Consider the following 14,923-nt stretch of genomic DNA (forward strand, 5'->3'; position numbering starts at 1 on the left):
TCGCGTTTCCAACCTTACCAGATCCGTTTCCGTCTCCGGCCCCCTGTTGGAGCGGGGTTCGGCCGCTTCGCTTTCGCTTTTCGGCCTTTCCGACTTTACCAGATCCGAGCCTCGCCGTTTCCGGTCGAATTTCGATTCCGATTTCCCGTCGGAGGGGGTTGCCTTTCGGCTGTTTCCGACTTTATCAGAAGACGCGCGGTCGAATTAATCGATCGGGCTTCCGGTAAGTGATCGGATGTGCCTCGCCGAATTGAATTTCCGGCCGAAGCAGAAAAGAGACTAACCGTCCCGGTCGAACCTGTCTAGTTCGCCGCAACCGTTTGAATCTACCTCCCCATGTCGCCCGTGTCAATGGGTTTTCGGGGAGATCAGGAGAGTAGCAGGTCAGCGGGGTGGGATGCACATCAGGCGGCGGTGGGCAGGAGGGCCTCGCGGTCGGTGGGGGCGACGTCTCCGGTTTCGCCGGCGCGTACGGCGCGGCCGCCCAGGACGTAGACGTACAGGAGGAATGCCAGCTCGGCGGCCACGCCGATGGCGATGCGGGCCCAGGTGGGCAGGCCGGAGGGGGTGACGAAGCCTTCGAGGGCGCCGGCGACGAAGAGGACGGCGGCGAGCCCGATGGCGACGCCGAGAGCGGAGCGGCCTTCTTCGGCCAGGGCCGTGCGGCGGGTGCGAGGGCCCGGGTCGATGAGGGTCCAGCCGAGGCGGAGGCCGATGCCTGCCGCGACGAAGACGGCGGTCAGTTCCAGGAGGCCGTGCGGGAGGATCAAGCCGAGGAAGGTGTCGAGGCGGCCTGCCGAGGACATCAGGCCGATGCCGACGCCCAGGTTGAGCATGTTCTGGAAGAGGATCCACAGGACCGGGACTGCCGCGAAGGCGCCGAGGACCAGGCAGAGGGCGACGGCCTGGGCGTTGTTCGTCCATACCTGGGCGGCGAAGGATGCGGCGGGGTGGCTGGAGTAGTACGTCTCGTACTCGCCGCCGGGGCGGGTCATGGCGCGGAGGTCTTCCGGGGCTCCGATGGTGGCCTGGACCTCGGGGTGGGCGGCGATCCACCAGCCGAGGAGGGCCGCGACGGCGGTGGAGAGGACCGCGGTGGGGATCCACCAGTGGCGGAGGCGGTAGACCGCTGCGGGGAAGGACACGGCGAAGAAGCGGGCGGCGTCGCGCCAGGAGGCCTTGCGGGCGCCTGTTACCGCGCTGCGGGCGCGGGCCACCAGGGAGGTGAGGCGGCCGGTCAGCGCGGGGTCGGGGGCGCTGGAGAGGAGGAGGGAGAGGTGGGTGGTGGTGTGTTGGTAGAGGGCGACGAGTTCGTCGGCCTCGGTGCCTGTGAGGCGGCGTTTGCGGCGGAGGAGGGATTCGAGGCGGTCCCATTCGGCGCTGTGGGCCGTGACGAAGACATCGAGGTCCATGCGTGGTCGCTCCTCGTAGCGCCGGGGGGTGGTTCCGGGTCAGCTTGGCAGACTGGGGGTGACCGGGGTGGGGTGGGCGGGAGTTGAGGGGCGCGGGAGTGGACAGGAGTGGGCGCGGTGAGTGAACTCGTCACGGGTGAAGCGGTGGTGCTGGGGCTGCGGCCCGCACGGCTGCCGAGCCGGGGGCTGGCGGTGCTGGTGGATCTGGCCGTGGCCTGGGGGACGTATATCGCGGTGTCGCTGGTGCTGGTGAGCACGCTGTCGTCGATGGACAGCGCCGCGCTGGCCGCGGCTTCGGTGGCGGCGTTCGTACTGGTGCAGGTCGGGATACCGATTGTGATCGAGACGCTGAGCCATGGGCGGTCGCTGGGGAAGGTGATCTGCGGGCTGCGGGTGGTGCGGGAGGACGGGGGGCCGATCCGGTTCCGGCATGCGCTGGTGCGGGGTGCCATGGGCGCGATCGAGATCGTGCTGACGATGGGGGTCGTGGCGTCCATCGCGTCGCTGGTGTCGGCGCGGGGGCGGCGGGTGGGGGACGTGTTCGCCGGGACGCTCGTCGTACGGGAGCGGATTCCGGCGGAGGAGGCGGGGGCAGGGCTGCCGGCTCCGGCTCCTTGGCTGGCGGCGGAGGTGAGCGGGCTCGATCTGTCGCGGGTGCCGGACCAGTGGTGGCTGACCGTACGGCAGTTCCTGGGGCGGATGGAGCAGTTGGATCCGCAGGTCGGCGAGGCGATGGCGGGGCGGTTCGCGGAGGACTTGCGGGGGCTCACGGGCGTGCGGGCGCCGGCGGGGGTGCATCCGGTGGCTTATCTGGCCGCTGTGGCGGGTGAGCGGCAGGCGCGGGAGGCACGGCGGGCGTTCGGGGCGTCGTGGGCGGTGTCGGGGGGCGTTGGGCCTACGGCTCCGGAAGCGGCGGTAGCTCCGGCGGGGGCCGTGGCACCGGTGCCGTCGGGGGCGGCTGCTGTGGAGCCGGGTGCTGTGGGGCCGGGTGCCGTGGGGCCGGGTGCCGTGGATGCGGGGGCTGGTGGGCGGTGGGCGTTGCCCGGGGGGATCGCGTCGGGGGGCGGGGCGCCGTCGGTGGGTGCCGGCGGGGCCGGGGCCGGCAGGGCCGCGGAAACGGCGGCGGAGCGCCAGGGTGGCGGCGGTGCGGCCGGTGGGGAGGCACGTACGGGGTTTGCGCCGCCTGTGTGACGGGGCCCGGGCGGGGAGAAACCGGTCCGGGGCGGCGAGTGGGCGCCGGCGTACGACGGACTTATGTGAACGTCGACGGCGGGGATTCGAGGGATTCGAGTTCGATTCCGGGGGCGGAGAGGACGACGTCGCCGGCGATGTGGATGGTGTGCTGCTCGCCGGTTTCCAGGTCGTTGACCTGGTATTCGTCGGCGATCAGGGGGCCGTTGTCAGTGGCGTGTGGTGTGCTCGACAGCAGGGCCCAGGACTGGTCGAGGGTGCGGGGGGCGAGGACGGGGGGTGTGAAGGCGACGAGGCGGGTGCGGACGGCGCCGGCGCCCAGGGCGGGGCGCAGCAGGCGGGCGGTGGCGATGAGGAAGGCGGGGGACGCGCCGGTGAAGGCGTGGGCGGGGACGTTGCCTTCGGTGGCGTGTGCGCCGGTGGGGTCGGTGCGTACCCAGGTGACGCCTTCGAGTGCCGCGCCGCGGACCTGCCAGGCGGAGGCGTGGAGTTCGAGGCGGAGGGGGCGGCCGAGTTCGTCGAGGGTGAGGTCGACGGAGCCGGCGTGATCGCCGGAGGGGGTGGTGATCTGCGAGACATAGCGCCAGCCGGAGGGGCCGGTGGCGCAGTGGAAGTGCTCTTCACCGAGGGGGGTGTGATCGTGCGGGTCGTGGAGCGAGTAGTGGCCGCGGGGCATGGGGCTTGTCGTCCTTCGGGCGGGCCGGTGGGGGATGAGCCCGGTGAGCCCCTGGCGGGGCCCTTACGGGCCAGGCCCCCGCCGTGAGGGGCGAGGGCCTGGCTTTCCGGGTTCACCGGCTGCTGGTGGTTGCCAGTTGCCGATCGCCGGAGCCGACGAGGGCGCCGGTGATCAGTGGATGGCTCAGTAGCGGTAGTGGTCGGGCTTGTACGGGCCCTCGACCTGGACGCCGATGTAGGCGGCCTGCTCCGGACGCAGCTCGGTGAGCTTGACGCCGAGGGCGGCGAGGTGGAGGCGGGCGACCTTCTCGTCGAGGTGCTTGGGGAGCACGTAGACGTCGGTCGGGTACTCCTCGGGCTTGGTGAACAGCTCGATCTGGGCCAGGGTCTGGTCCGCGAAGGAGTTGGACATCACGAAGCTGGGGTGGCCGGTGGCGTTGCCCAGGTTCAGCAGGCGGCCCTCGGACAGGACGATCAGGACCTTGCCGTCCGGGTGCGTCCAGGTGTGGACCTGGGGCTTGACCTCGTCCTTGACGATGCCGGGGAGCTCGGCCAGGCCGGCCATGTCGATCTCGTTGTCGAAGTGACCGATGTTGCCGACGATCGCCTGGTGCTTCATCCGCGCCATGTCCGACGCCAGGATGATGTCCTTGTTGCCGGTGGTCGTGATGAAGATGTCGGCGGTCTCGACGACGTCTTCGAGGGTGGCGACCTGGTAGCCGTCCATCGCCGCCTGCAGGGCGCAGATCGGGTCGATCTCGGTGATGATCACTCGGGCGCCCTGGCCGCGCAGGGACTCCGCGCAGCCCTTGCCGACGTCGCCGTAGCCGCAGACCACGGCGGTCTTGCCGCCGATGAGGACGTCGGTGGCACGGTTGATGCCGTCGATGAGGGAGTGGCGGCAGCCGTACTTGTTGTCGAACTTCGACTTGGTCACGGCGTCGTTGACGTTGATCGCCGGGAAGAGCAGGTCGCCGTCACGCTGCATCTCGTACAGGCGGTGGACGCCGGTGGTGGTCTCCTCGGTGACACCGCGGATCTCGGAGGCCAGGTTCGTCCACTTCTGCGGGGCCTCGGCGACCGTACGGGTGAGCAGTTCGAGGATGGCGCGGTGCTCGTCGCTCTCGGCGGTCTCGATCGCGGGGACCTTGCCGGCCTTCTCGTACTCGACGCCCTTGTGGACCAGGAGGGTGGCGTCACCGCCGTCGTCGAGGATCATGTTCGGGCCGCCGGTGGGCGAGTTCGGCCAGGTCAGGGCCTGCTCCGTGCACCACCAGTACTCTTCCAGGCTCTCGCCCTTCCAGGCGAAGACCGGGATGCCCTGGGGGTTGTCCGGGGTGCCGTTCGGGCCGACGGCGATGGCCGCGGCGGCGTGGTCCTGGGTGGAGAAGATGTTGCAGGACGCCCAGCGGACCTCGGCGCCGAGCGCGACCAGGGTCTCGATCAGGACTGCGGTCTGCACGGTCATGTGCAGCGAGCCGGTCACCCGGGCGCCGGCGAGCGGCTGGGTGGCGGCGTACTCCTTGCGGATCGCCATCAGGCCGGGCATCTCGTGCTCGGCGAGGGTGATCTCCTTGCGGCCGAAGGCGGCGAGGGACAGGTCGGCGACCTTGAAGTCCTGGCCGGTGGCTGCTGTCGTCATGCGGGCTGCTCCTCGAGCGTCGCGTGTGTTCAGGGCTGGGCAGTCTGCGGCGCGGGCTGGGGGGTGTCCCCAGTCGTACCTGGAGAGCGGGGGCGTGCGCGGAAGCGGACACACCTCTCCCCTGGCCGCAGCGCAGTCCGTCGGAGGCCCTCTCTCCCTCGGCCGGTCCGCGGGGCGGGCCGCCCGACCGCCATCAGCAGCGACGTCTGGCACTGGGCACGAATCTACACCGATCGGCCCAGTGAGCCCCAGTCCGGATGGGCCGATTCCGTGCGGTCCCGGCCACGGCGGGCCGTCGGCGGATCGTGGTGGCGAGGTGGTGCGTGGCGGTGGCGGCGTGACCTGGGGGCTTTGCCAGCGGTGCCGGGTGTTGCAGGATGCCCGGAGCGCGGGAACACCAGAACGCTTGCCCGGCCGCGCGCATGGCCGTGAGGAGAACCACGTGACAACGAGTCCAGCCGATCACCCCAGGAATGCGGGGCGCGAGGGGCGGAAGCTGAAGCTGCTTGCGGTGACCGCCTGCCCCACCGGTATCGCCCACACGTATATGGCCGCGGAGAAGCTGGCCCGGGCCGCGGAGTCGCTCGGGCATGAGATCAAGGTGGAGACGCAGGGCTCCATCGGGGCTGAGAACGTACTGTCTGACAACGATGTCAGAGACGCTGACGGGGTGATCATCGCCGCGGACAAGGATGTCGACCTCGGGCGGTTCGCCGGCAAGAAGGTCGTGACCGTCGGGGTCGCGGAGGGCATCCACCATCCCGAGCGGCTGATCGAGCGGGTGCAGAGCGCGCCGGTGTTCGAGGGCGGCGGGCCGGCCCCGGAGAGCGGGGGCGGCGGCAAGGAGCGGAGCGCCGGGTACAAGGCGCTGATGAACGGGGTCAGCTACATGATCCCGTTCGTGGTGGTCGGGGGGCTGCTGATCGCGATATCGCTGGCGCTCGGGGGCCATCCGACGCCGGAGGGGCTGAAGATCCCGCCGGGGTCGTTCTGGGCGGACGTCAACAGCATCGGGACCATCGGGTTCCAGCTGATGGTCCCGATCCTGTCCGGCTACATCGCGTACGCGATCGGGGACCGGCCGGCCCTCGTGCCGGGCATGATCGGCGGCTGGATCGCCACCCATGGCGAGCTGTACGGCATGAAGGACGCGAGCGCCGGCTTCATCGGCGGGATCGTCACCGGATTCCTCGCCGGGTATCTGGTCGTGTGGATCAAGAAGGTCGAGGTCCCCCGGTTCGTCCGGCCGATCATGCCGATCATCGTGATCCCGATCGTGGCGACCACGGCGCTGGGGCTGTTCTTCGTCTACGTGCTCGGCAAGCCGATCTCGTGGGTGTTCACCCATCTCACCGGCTGGCTCAGCGGGATGACCGGGACCAGCGCGATCGCGCTCGGGGCGATTCTCGGGCTGATGATCGCGTTCGACATGGGCGGACCGGTCAACAAGACGGCGTTCCTGTTCGGCTCGGGGCTGATCGCATCCGGCAATCAGACCGTGATGGGGATGTGTGCGGCCGCCATTCCGGTCATGCCGCTGGGGCAGGGGCTGGCCACGCTGGTGCGCCGGCGGCTGTACTCCGAGCAGGAGCGGGAGACCGGGATGGCGTCGCTGTTCATGGGGCTGTTCGGGATCTCCGAGGGAGCGATCCCGTTCGCGGCGGCGCGGCCCGCGCAGGTCATTCCGGCGAACATGCTCGGTGGCGCGGTGGCCGGGGCGGTCGCGGGGATGGCCGGGGTGTCGGACGCGGTGCCGCACGGCGGGCCGATCGTGGCGGTGCTGGGGGCGGTCGGCGGGGTCCCGATGTTCTTCGTCGCCGTGGTGGCCGGTGCGGTGGTCACGGCGCTGACGACGGTGGCGCTGGTGGATGTCGCGGAGCGGCGGACGGGGCGGGCCGAGGTGGCGGCCCCGGTTGCACCGGAGCCCGCGACGGCGCCGGAGCCCGCGCTGGTGGGGGGCGGGGTGTCCGCCGACGCCGTACCTTCCGGTGGCGGGGCGGCTGCCCGTACGGGGAGCGAAGACGTCCCCGAGGTCCTCTGCGGCTATCTCACCGCGGGGACCGTCTCGACGCGCCTGACGGCCGACGGCAAGGAGGCGGCCATCCGCGAGCTGGCCGGGCTGGCGGCGGCCACCGGCAAGGTGACGGACGTCGCGGAACTCGTACGGGTGGCGCTGGACCGGGAGGCGCAGGGGTCCACCGGGCTCGGCGAGGAGATCGCCATTCCGCATGCCAAGACGGATGCGGTGACCGCGCCGGTCGTCGTCTTCGCGCGGTCGCCGGAGGGCATCGAATGGGGGTCGCTGGACGGGACGCTCGCCAAGCTGGTGTTCATGATCGCGGTGCCGGAGGCGGCGGCCGGGGACGAGCATCTGCGGATCCTGGCGCTGCTGTCGCGGAAGCTGATGGACACGGACTTCCGAGCGCGGTTGCAGGGCGCGGAGGACGCGGCGGCGGTGCTGCGCGTCCTGGCCGAGATCCGGTAGCCGGGTAGCCCGGCGCCGGCTGCATACGGGAGGGGCGCGTACCCGACGGGGCGGATGCCGACCGCCCCGTACATGGCAGCGGCCCCCGCACTCAACCGAGTGCGGGGGCCGCTGCCATGTACGGGGCGGCGGTTCAGTGGCCGCCCGGCGTCGCCTTCGGGTCGTTGCCCGCGGCCGCCGCGGCGTCGTTGTAGATGTCGGGCTCGAGGTAGATGACCCGGGCGATCGGCACCGCCTCGCGGATGCGGACCTCGGCGGCGTCGATGGCCTTCGCGACCTGGGCGGCCGTGTCGTCGTGCTCGACCGCGATCTTGGCGGCGACCAGCAGTTCCTCAGGGCCGAGGTGGAGGGTGCGCATGTGGATGACGCGGGTGACGACCTCGCCGTCGACGATCGCCTCGCGGATCTTGGCGACCTCTTCGGGGCCCGCGGCCTCGCCCAGCAGCAGCGACTTGGTCTCGGCGGCCAGGACCAGGGCGATCACCACGAGCAGCGCGCCGATGCACATGGTGCCGATGCCGTCCCAGATGCCGTCGCCGGTGGCGAGGGTGAGGCCGACGCCGCCCAGCGCGAGGACCAGACCGATCAGCGCGCCGAAGTCCTCCAGCAGGACGACCGGCAGCTCGGGGGCCTTGGCGCGGCGGATGAACTGGCCCCAGGTCTGCTTGCCGCGCAGCTCGTTGGACTCCTTGATGGCCGTACGGAAGGAGAAGCTCTCGGCGATGATCGCGAAGACCAGGACGCCGACCGGCCAGTACCAGTTGTCCAGCGGATGCGGGTCGTGGATCTTCTCGTAGCCCTCGTAGAGCGCGAAGACGCCGCCGATGGTGAACAGGACGATGGAGACGAGGAAGCCGTAGATGTAGCGCTCGCGGCCGTAGCCGAAGGGGTGTTCGGCGGTCGCCTCGCGCTTGGCCTTCTTGCCGCCGAGCAGCAGCAGGCCCTGGTTGCCGGAGTCCGCGACGGAGTGCACGCCTTCGGCCAGCATCGAGGACGAGCCGCTGAAGGCGAAGGCCACGAACTTCGCTGCGGCGATTGCCAGGTTGGCGCCCAGCGCCGCGACGATCGCCTTTGTCCCGCCTGATGCGCTCATGTGTGCCGCGTGTCCCTTCCGTCGACCGGGCTTTACCGCCCCTTTAATGCCGTGCGGCGGTCATTGTTGCAGCCCGGCGCGGGGACGGCGGCATGAGGCCAGCATCCGGCCATCCGGGCGGGGGGCTGAGGGCGGCGGGGTGGGGGGCTCAGGGAGTGGGGGCGGGGGCCCTTAGGGGGTGGGGGAACAGATCCCGTAGGGGATGCGAGGGCCCCCTGCGGGTCCACAACGTGGCGCGGGTGGTGGGGTATTCCCGCGGTGGTGGGGGTTCCCGCCATCAGCGGGTGTCCCCCGCCGTGGTGGGGTGTCCCCCGCCGTGGTCGGGTGTCCCCGCCTCGGAGGGTGTTCTCGCCGCGGTGGAGCATTCCCGCCGTGGTGGGCGGTGTCCCCGCCGTGGTCGGGTGCCCCGCCTCGGAGGGTGTTCTCGCCGCGGTGGAGCGTTCCCGCCGTGGTGGGCGGTGTCCCCGCCTCGGTGGGGACACCCCCCGCCGTGGAGCATTCCCCCCGTCGTGGTCCGTGCCCGTCGCCGGCTACGCCACGACCGTGGCGCGGAAGAGGGTGCCGTCTCCGGAGAGGGTGATCCGCTCGCCGGCCGGGACGAACGCCGATTCGCCGGGGGTGAGGGTCAGGTCGTCCGAGGCTTCGCCCGCCAGGTGGACCGTGCCCGCCGTGCACAGCAGGACCTGTGGCGTACGGGCATCCAGCGGGTGCGGCGCGGCCCCGGGGGCGAGGGCGAAGCGGGAGAGCCGGAATTCGTCGATGGGGGTCTCGTAGACCTCCTCGCCGTCGACCGCCTCGGGGCGCAGTACGGGCGCGTCCCCCGCCTCGAAGCGGACGATGCGGAGGAGTTCGGGGACGTCGACGTGCTTGGGCGTGAGGCCGCAGCGCAGGACGTTGTCGGAGTTGGCCATCAGCTCGACGCCGAGGCCGCTCAGGTAGGCGTGCGGGATGCCGGCGCCGAGGAAGAGGGCCTCGCCGGGCTGGAGCCGGACGTGGTTGAGGAGCATGGCGGCGATCACGCCGGGGTCGCCCGGGTAGTGCTGGGCGACGGCGGCGTAGGCGGCGTAGTCGTCGGCGTGCGGTCCGTCCTGGGCGGCCAGCCGTGCGGCGGCGGTGGCGGCGCGCTCGACGGTCTCGGCGATGGCGTCGTGCTCGGCGGTCAGGACGGCGGTCAGCACCTCGCGCAGGGCGGATTCCTCGGGGCTGGCGCGCAGGATGTCGACGTACGGCTTGAGCTCGTCGACGCCGAGGCCTTCCAGGAGGTCGGCGGCCCGGGCCGGGTGCCGGAAGCCGCACAGGCCGTCGAAGGGGGTGAGCGCGCAGATCAGCTCGGGCTTGTGGTTGGCGTCCTTGTAGTTGCGGTGGGGGGCGTCCAGCGGGACGCCGCGCCGCTCCTCGTCGGCGAAACCTTCCTTCGCCTGGGCCAGATCGGGGTGGACCTGGAGGGAGAGCGGCGAGCCGGCCGCGAGCAGCTTGAGGAGGAAGGGCAGCCGGGGGCCGAAGGCGCGGAGGGTGGGCTCGCCCAGTTCGGTCTCGGGGGTGGCTTCGATCACCTCGGCCAGCGAGACCGGGCCCGCGCCGCGGTCCACCCGGGAGGGGGCGCCTGGGTGGGCGCCCATCCACAGCTCGGCCTCCGGTGCGCCGGTCGGCTCGACGCCGAGGAGCTCCGGGATGGCGGTGGTGGAGCCCCAGGCGTAGGGGCGCACGGTGTTGGCGAGGCGGTCCATGGGGCTGCTGCTTCCTGCGGTGTCGTACGTGCCGCTGCGTGTCGTTCGTGCCGTTCGGCCGGGCGGGTCCGCTTCGGATCGGCGTGCGTCCGTGCGGGCCCGCCCAATGATCACTCGGTGTCGGCGAGCGCCAGGTAAACGGCGGCGAAATCCGTGATGGCGAGCAGTTCCGTGGCGGTCTCCAGTTCGCTGCCGCTCTGCGGTTCGAGCTCGCTGAGGGCCGTGTCGCACTCGTCGGCGAGTCCGTTGGCGGCGCGGGCGGCGGAGTGCGGCCCCGGCTCCCCCTCGCGCAGCAGCAGGACCCGGGCGCGCAGCGCGGCGGGCTGTTCGACGCGGTCGCGGAAGAAGTCGTCCGGGTCGGCGCCGGCGGCCAGCGTGCCGGCCAGCAGCGGGCGGTGGGTGGTGAGCGCCTCGGGCAGCGCGGCGGCGAGGGCGGGGCGGCCCGCGAGCCCGGCGAGCACGGTGGCGAAGTGCCGGCCGACGGCGCCGGCGACGGTGCCCTCGGTCCAGATGAGCGGCAGGGCGTCGGCGAGGTCGGCGGCCAGGGTCTTGGCCGGGTTGGTGTAGGTGGCGACGGCCGGGCCGCAGCGTTCGGCGAGCTCGTCCAGGTGGTCGGCGAGGCGGCCGAGCGCCTCCGGCGGCGCGGTGAGCAGGCCGATGCGGTCGGCGAGCGCGAGCAGCGGGATGAGCAGCGACCAGAGGGTGCCGGGGGCGGCCGGGGGCGCGCCTTCGACGTCGAATTCGGCGTCGTACGCGGTGGTGGCCAGCGGGACGGTGAGGCCGCGGGCCTGGACGATGGCGTCGGCGAGCGCGCCGCCGGCCGGGGTGACGGCGACGACCGCGCAGCCGCGGCGGTAGGCCTGCTCGACCAGCTCGGCCAGGCCGGGGTCGGAGCCGTCGGGTCCGGCGAGCAGCAGCAGGTCCAGGGGGCCGGTCCAGCCGGGGAGCGTCCATCGCAGGGCACCGGGCAGCGGGGCGACGCCGGTGGGCGGGATGTGCGTGACCGGGCAGCTGCCGCCGCCCAGGGCGCTGAGGAGGTCGGCGATCGCGGGGGCGGCGGGGCCGGGACCGGCGACGAGGACGGAGCGCGGCCGTCCGTCGGGCGTGAGGTCGGCGATGCCGGCCTCGGCGGCGCTGCGGGCGGCGGAGCGGACCCGGGCGCCGGATTCGGCCACGCCGCGCAGCAGTCCGTAACGGTCGGCGCCGGCCAGCGCCTCAGGGGCATCGAGGAGTGACTCGTCGAGCATGGTGGGCGCGGCCTCCGTTCGCCGGTACGGGCGGGGAATCGCCGGGCGGCGCCGGGTCCGGCCCGACGCCTTCCCGGTCAGGCGGGGCGGCGTGCCTCGTCGACGAGGAGTACGGGGATGCCGTCCCGGACGGGGTAGGCGAGGCCGCAGTCGGCGGAGGTGCAGGTCAGCTCGGCGGGGTCAGTCGCGGTGCGGTCCTCGAGCGGGGCGTGGCACGCCGGGCAGGCGAGGATCTCGATCAAGCTGGCTTCGACCGGCATGGAGGCTGCTCCTTCGGGGTGATTGCGGCTTGGCCAGCGTACCGCCGTACGGGGGGCGGGGTCCTGCCCGGAGGGGATGTACGGAGGTCGGAGGGGTGACGGCCCGCGGCGGGCCGGGGTCGTCACCCCCCCTCGGGTGGCGGGACGGCATTTCCAGGGGTTCTCTGGGTGTTCTGGGCCTTCCGGGTGTCCTGGGCCTTCTGGATCCTCCAGGTCGTCCCGGTCGTCCCGGTCGTGCCGGTCGTCCAGGTCGTCTAGGCGCGGATGATGGCGAGCGCCTCGTCCCGTGTCCGGTCGGCGGTGGCCGCGTCCCGGGCTTCGACGTTCAGCCGGAGCAGGGGTTCGGTGTTGGAGGGGCGGACGTTGAACCACCAGTCGGCGCCGGTGACCGTCAGGCCGTCCAGCTCGTCGATGGTGACGCCCTCGCGGTCCTGGTAGGCGGCCTTGATGGCGGCGAGGCGGCCGGTCTGGTCGTCGACGGTGCTGTTGATCTCGCCGGAGGCCGCGTAGCGGTCGTACTGGGCGACGAGCTGCGAGAGCGGGCCCGGCTGGCCGCCGAGGGCGGCGAGGACGTGGAGCGCGGCGAGCATGCCGGTGTCGGCGTTCCAGAAGTCCTGGAAGTAGTAGTGCGCGGAGTGTTCGCCGCCGAAGACGGCGCCGGTGCGGGCCATCTCCGCCTTGATGAAGGAGTGGCCGACGCGGGTGCGGACCGCCTTGCCGCCGTTCTCCTTGACGACCTCGGGCACCGACCAGGAGGTGATGCAGTTGTGGATGATCGTTCCGCCGGGGTGCTTGGCGAGTTCGCGGGCGGCCACCAGGGCGGTGATCGCGGAGGGGGAGACCGGGTCGCCGTTCTCGTCGACGACGAAGCAGCGGTCGGCGTCGCCGTCGAAGGCGAGGCCGATGTCGGCGCCGGTCTCGCGGACCCGGGCCTGGAGGTCGACGATGTTCTTCGGGTCCAGGGGGTTGGCTTCGTGGTGGGGGAAGGTGCCGTCCAACTCGAAGTACAGGGCGTCGAGTTGGAGGGGGAGCCCGTCGAAGACGGTGGGGACGGTGTGGCCGCCCATGCCGTTGCCCGCGTCGACGACGACCTTCAGCGGGCGGATGCCGGTCAGGTCCACCAGGCTGCGCAGGTGGTCGGCGTAGTCCTGGAGCACATCGCGCTGGGTGACGGAGCCGGTGGCGGCCACCGGCTCGGGGGCGCCGTTCTTGGTCCAGTCCTCGACGAGGGCACGGATCTCGGCGAGGCCGGTGTCCTGGCCGACCGGGGTGGCGCCCGCCCGGCACATCTTGATGCCGTTGTACTGGGCGGGGTTGTGGGACGCGGTGAACATCGCGCCGGGCAGGCCGAGCGCGCCGCTGGCGTAGTAGAGCTCGTCGGTCGAGCAGAGCCCGATCTCGGTGACGTCGGCGCCGCGGGCCGCCGCGCCCCGGGCGAAGGCACGGGAGAGGCCGGGCGAGGAGGGCCGCATGTCGTGCCCGGTCACGATCGCGGTCGCGTCGGTGATGTGGACGAAGGCCGCACCGAACAGCTCGGCGAGCGTCTCGTCCCACTGGTCGGGGACCACACCGCGCACGTCGTATGCCTTGACGATCTGCGACAGATCGGTCACTGCCGGGCCTCCTGGAGTCGCTGAGTCGCTACGGATCCCCAAACCTACCGGTCCGTCCGGCGCGGGGGCCTCGAACCGGCCGTGCGCGCCACGGCGTCGGTCCCGGTCGGTCCCGGTCCCGTACGGCGGCGGACTTGCGCGTCCGGGGAGCTTCCCGGTCCAGGGGAGCACTCGGGTTTCCGGATGACAGAAGGCGGAAGGCGGAAGGCGGAAAAGGGTGGCGCGATCCGCGGCCACGCCAGGTGGGCCGCTCAGGAATCGGGTGAGCGCAGCACCCGCAGATGGCCGCGGCGGGCCACCTCCATGGGCCGGCCGTCGCGGCCGCCCGGCCCGCCGGCCTGGGTTCCGTCGCCGCCCGCGGCACGTTCCTGCGGGCGAGCGGCCTCGCGTACGGCGTTGGCGAGCGCTTCGAGATCGTCGCCGCTGGGCTGGGCGGGGCCGGCATCGATGGCGAGGCGGACGACTTCCCAGCCGCGGGGCGCGGTCAGGCGCTCGGAGTGCTCGGCGCACAGGTCGTAGCAGTGCGGCTCGGCGTAGGTGGCGAGCGGTCCGAGCACAGCGGTCGAATCCGCATAGACGTACGTCAGCGTTGCGACGGCGGGGCGGCCGCACGCAGTGCGCGAACAGCGACGTACAGGGCTCACGACGTTGGACGGTACCGCACTCTTGACCGGGCCGCGACGACTCTCCCCCGGCTCACCCAACCGTGTCGTCCCGCTTCGTCCGATGCGTCTGACCTGCACCCACCCTCCCCTCGCCCGCCACCGCCCCAGGTGGAAACGCTGCGCGCCACGGTGACATCGCCGGTCCGGGCAGCCCGGGACGGACGGCGCGCCGCACGGAAAGCCGTCATCAGTCGGCGCAATTCATGTCATTCCGCGGGGGATTCGCGGTCTCATAGAGGGATGCAAACGAACGGAACGCAGAGCGGACCGGTCACTCGGCGACATCGTGCGTCTTGTCGGGCTTCGCGGTACCGGCTGCCCCACGGCGGTTACGCTCGATGCTGATGGACAGCCCCGTACCTCCCCGACCGTCGGAGCCGCGACTCCGCCGCCGCGACCGGCACGGCCGTGGCATGCGCGGCCCGATCGCGCCTCCGCAGGTGCCGCTGTCGGTGAGCCGCGCCGACGCCTTCGTGGATCTCGTCTACGACTCCCGCGACCGCCTGGAGCGGCGCTGGCCGCAGCTCTCGGAAGTCGACTTCCTGGTCGTGGAGGTGCCCGGTTTCGGCCCCGACGACCTGCCGGATGCGGAGACGGACGGCGAGACCGTACCGCTGGGCCGGGTGCTGCCGGCCGGCGGCGGACATCGCGACCGGATCGTGATCTACCGCAGGCCGGTGGAGATCCGCACCAAGAGCCGCGACGAGCGCGCGCTGCTGGTCCATGAGGTGGTCGTCGAGCAGGTCGCCGACCTGATGGGACTGGCCCCGGAGTCGGTGGACCCGCGGTATGGCCAGGAGTAAGCCGTACGGCGTGATTGCCCGGGGCGGGAGCCGTTGCCGGTTGCGGTTCACGTCGTGGTGACCGCGGGACGCCGACGGGATCGCGGGACCAGGAGTGAGCCGTACGGCAT

Annotated in this window: 12 protein-coding genes; 3 read left to right on the top strand and 9 right to left on the bottom strand. The window is 72.2% G+C overall.

The window, feature by feature from the left end; all coding sequences use genetic code 11:
* Positions 1-404: 404 nt before the first annotated feature.
* Positions 405-1,412, bottom strand: a complete 1,008-nt coding sequence (locus tag ACIGWZ_RS24585) for a stage II sporulation protein M (RefSeq protein ID WP_400068067.1) — start codon at positions 1,410-1,412, stop codon at positions 405-407.
* A gap of 117 nt (positions 1,413-1,529) precedes the next feature.
* On the opposite strand from ACIGWZ_RS24585, the gene ACIGWZ_RS24590 reads away from it, so the two are divergent.
* Positions 1,530-2,603 carry an RDD family protein gene (locus ACIGWZ_RS24590; protein ID WP_400068069.1) on the top strand — a complete coding sequence of 358 codons (1,074 nt, stop codon included), beginning with the start codon at positions 1,530-1,532 and terminating at the stop codon, positions 2,601-2,603.
* 61 nt (positions 2,604-2,664) lie between these two features.
* Here the strand turns inward: ACIGWZ_RS24590 and ACIGWZ_RS24595 are convergent, their stop codons facing one another.
* On the bottom strand, positions 2,665-3,279 hold the full coding sequence (locus ACIGWZ_RS24595; protein ID WP_400068071.1) for a hypothetical protein: 615 nt from the start codon (positions 3,277-3,279) through the stop codon (positions 2,665-2,667).
* A 183-nt stretch (positions 3,280-3,462) separates the two neighbouring features.
* Positions 3,463-4,920: an adenosylhomocysteinase gene (gene ahcY, locus ACIGWZ_RS24600; protein ID WP_400068073.1), complete on the bottom strand. Its 1,458-nt coding sequence runs from the start codon at positions 4,918-4,920 to the stop codon at positions 3,463-3,465.
* A gap of 442 nt (positions 4,921-5,362) precedes the next feature.
* Here ahcY and ACIGWZ_RS24605 point away from each other — a divergent pair, with 442 nt between their 5' ends.
* A complete protein-coding gene (locus ACIGWZ_RS24605) occupies positions 5,363-7,405 on the top strand; it encodes a fructose-specific PTS transporter subunit EIIC (protein WP_400068075.1) in 2,043 nt (680 codons plus the stop codon).
* A gap of 133 nt (positions 7,406-7,538) precedes the next feature.
* Here the strand turns inward: ACIGWZ_RS24605 and ACIGWZ_RS24610 are convergent, their stop codons facing one another.
* The 6 genes from ACIGWZ_RS24610 to ACIGWZ_RS24635 all read right to left on the bottom strand — a co-directional run bounded on the left by ACIGWZ_RS24610 (position 7,539) and on the right by ACIGWZ_RS24635 (position 14,049).
* On the bottom strand, positions 7,539-8,498 hold the full coding sequence (locus tag ACIGWZ_RS24610) for a cation diffusion facilitator family transporter (protein ID WP_400068077.1): 960 nt from the start codon (positions 8,496-8,498) through the stop codon (positions 7,539-7,541).
* Positions 8,499-9,028: 530 nt separating this feature from the next.
* Positions 9,029-10,225, bottom strand: a complete 1,197-nt coding sequence (manA, locus tag ACIGWZ_RS24615) for a mannose-6-phosphate isomerase, class I (protein ID WP_400068079.1) — start codon at positions 10,223-10,225, stop codon at positions 9,029-9,031.
* A gap of 110 nt (positions 10,226-10,335) precedes the next feature.
* Complete coding sequence (locus ACIGWZ_RS24620) at positions 10,336-11,472, bottom strand: SIS domain-containing protein (RefSeq protein WP_400068081.1); 1,137 nt, start codon at positions 11,470-11,472, stop codon at positions 10,336-10,338.
* A 77-nt stretch (positions 11,473-11,549) separates the two neighbouring features.
* The gene (locus ACIGWZ_RS24625; protein ID WP_400068083.1) at positions 11,550-11,732 is read right to left on the bottom strand and encodes a Trm112 family protein; all 183 of its coding nucleotides are present in this window, start codon (positions 11,730-11,732) and stop codon (positions 11,550-11,552) included.
* A 254-nt stretch (positions 11,733-11,986) separates the two neighbouring features.
* The gene (locus ACIGWZ_RS24630) at positions 11,987-13,345 is read right to left on the bottom strand and encodes a phosphomannomutase/phosphoglucomutase (protein ID WP_400068085.1); all 1,359 of its coding nucleotides are present in this window, start codon (positions 13,343-13,345) and stop codon (positions 11,987-11,989) included.
* A 251-nt stretch (positions 13,346-13,596) separates the two neighbouring features.
* A complete protein-coding gene (locus ACIGWZ_RS24635) occupies positions 13,597-14,049 on the bottom strand; it encodes a DUF3499 domain-containing protein (protein ID WP_400068730.1) in 453 nt (150 codons plus the stop codon).
* A 305-nt stretch (positions 14,050-14,354) separates the two neighbouring features.
* On the opposite strand from ACIGWZ_RS24635, the gene ACIGWZ_RS24640 reads away from it, so the two are divergent.
* Complete coding sequence (locus ACIGWZ_RS24640; protein ID WP_400068087.1) at positions 14,355-14,813, top strand: metallopeptidase family protein; 459 nt, start codon at positions 14,355-14,357, stop codon at positions 14,811-14,813.
* Positions 14,814-14,923: the final 110 nt, after the last annotated feature.

The sequence above is a fragment of the Streptomyces sp. NPDC053427 genome (assembly GCF_044544985.1).
In the GTDB taxonomy this organism is placed as follows: Bacteria; Actinomycetota; Actinomycetes; order Streptomycetales; family Streptomycetaceae; genus Streptomyces.

Excerpts from the sequence above, each read along its gene's own strand:
- ahcY (WP_400068073.1), bottom strand. The coding sequence starts at position 4,920 with ATGACGACAGCAGCCACCGGCCAGGACTTCAAGGTCGCCGACCTGTCC.
- ACIGWZ_RS24640 (WP_400068087.1), top strand. The coding sequence starts at position 14,355 with ATGGACAGCCCCGTACCTCCCCGACCGTCGGAGCCGCGACTCCGCCGC.
- ACIGWZ_RS24610 (WP_400068077.1), bottom strand. The coding sequence starts at position 8,498 with ATGAGCGCATCAGGCGGGACAAAGGCGATCGTCGCGGCGCTGGGCGCC.
- ACIGWZ_RS24620 (WP_400068081.1), bottom strand. The coding sequence starts at position 11,472 with ATGCTCGACGAGTCACTCCTCGATGCCCCTGAGGCGCTGGCCGGCGCC.
- ACIGWZ_RS24585 (WP_400068067.1), bottom strand. The coding sequence starts at position 1,412 with ATGGACCTCGATGTCTTCGTCACGGCCCACAGCGCCGAATGGGACCGC.
- ACIGWZ_RS24625 (WP_400068083.1), bottom strand. The coding sequence starts at position 11,732 with ATGCCGGTCGAAGCCAGCTTGATCGAGATCCTCGCCTGCCCGGCGTGC.
- manA (WP_400068079.1), bottom strand. The coding sequence starts at position 10,225 with ATGGACCGCCTCGCCAACACCGTGCGCCCCTACGCCTGGGGCTCCACC.
- ACIGWZ_RS24595 (WP_400068071.1), bottom strand. The coding sequence starts at position 3,279 with ATGCCCCGCGGCCACTACTCGCTCCACGACCCGCACGATCACACCCCC.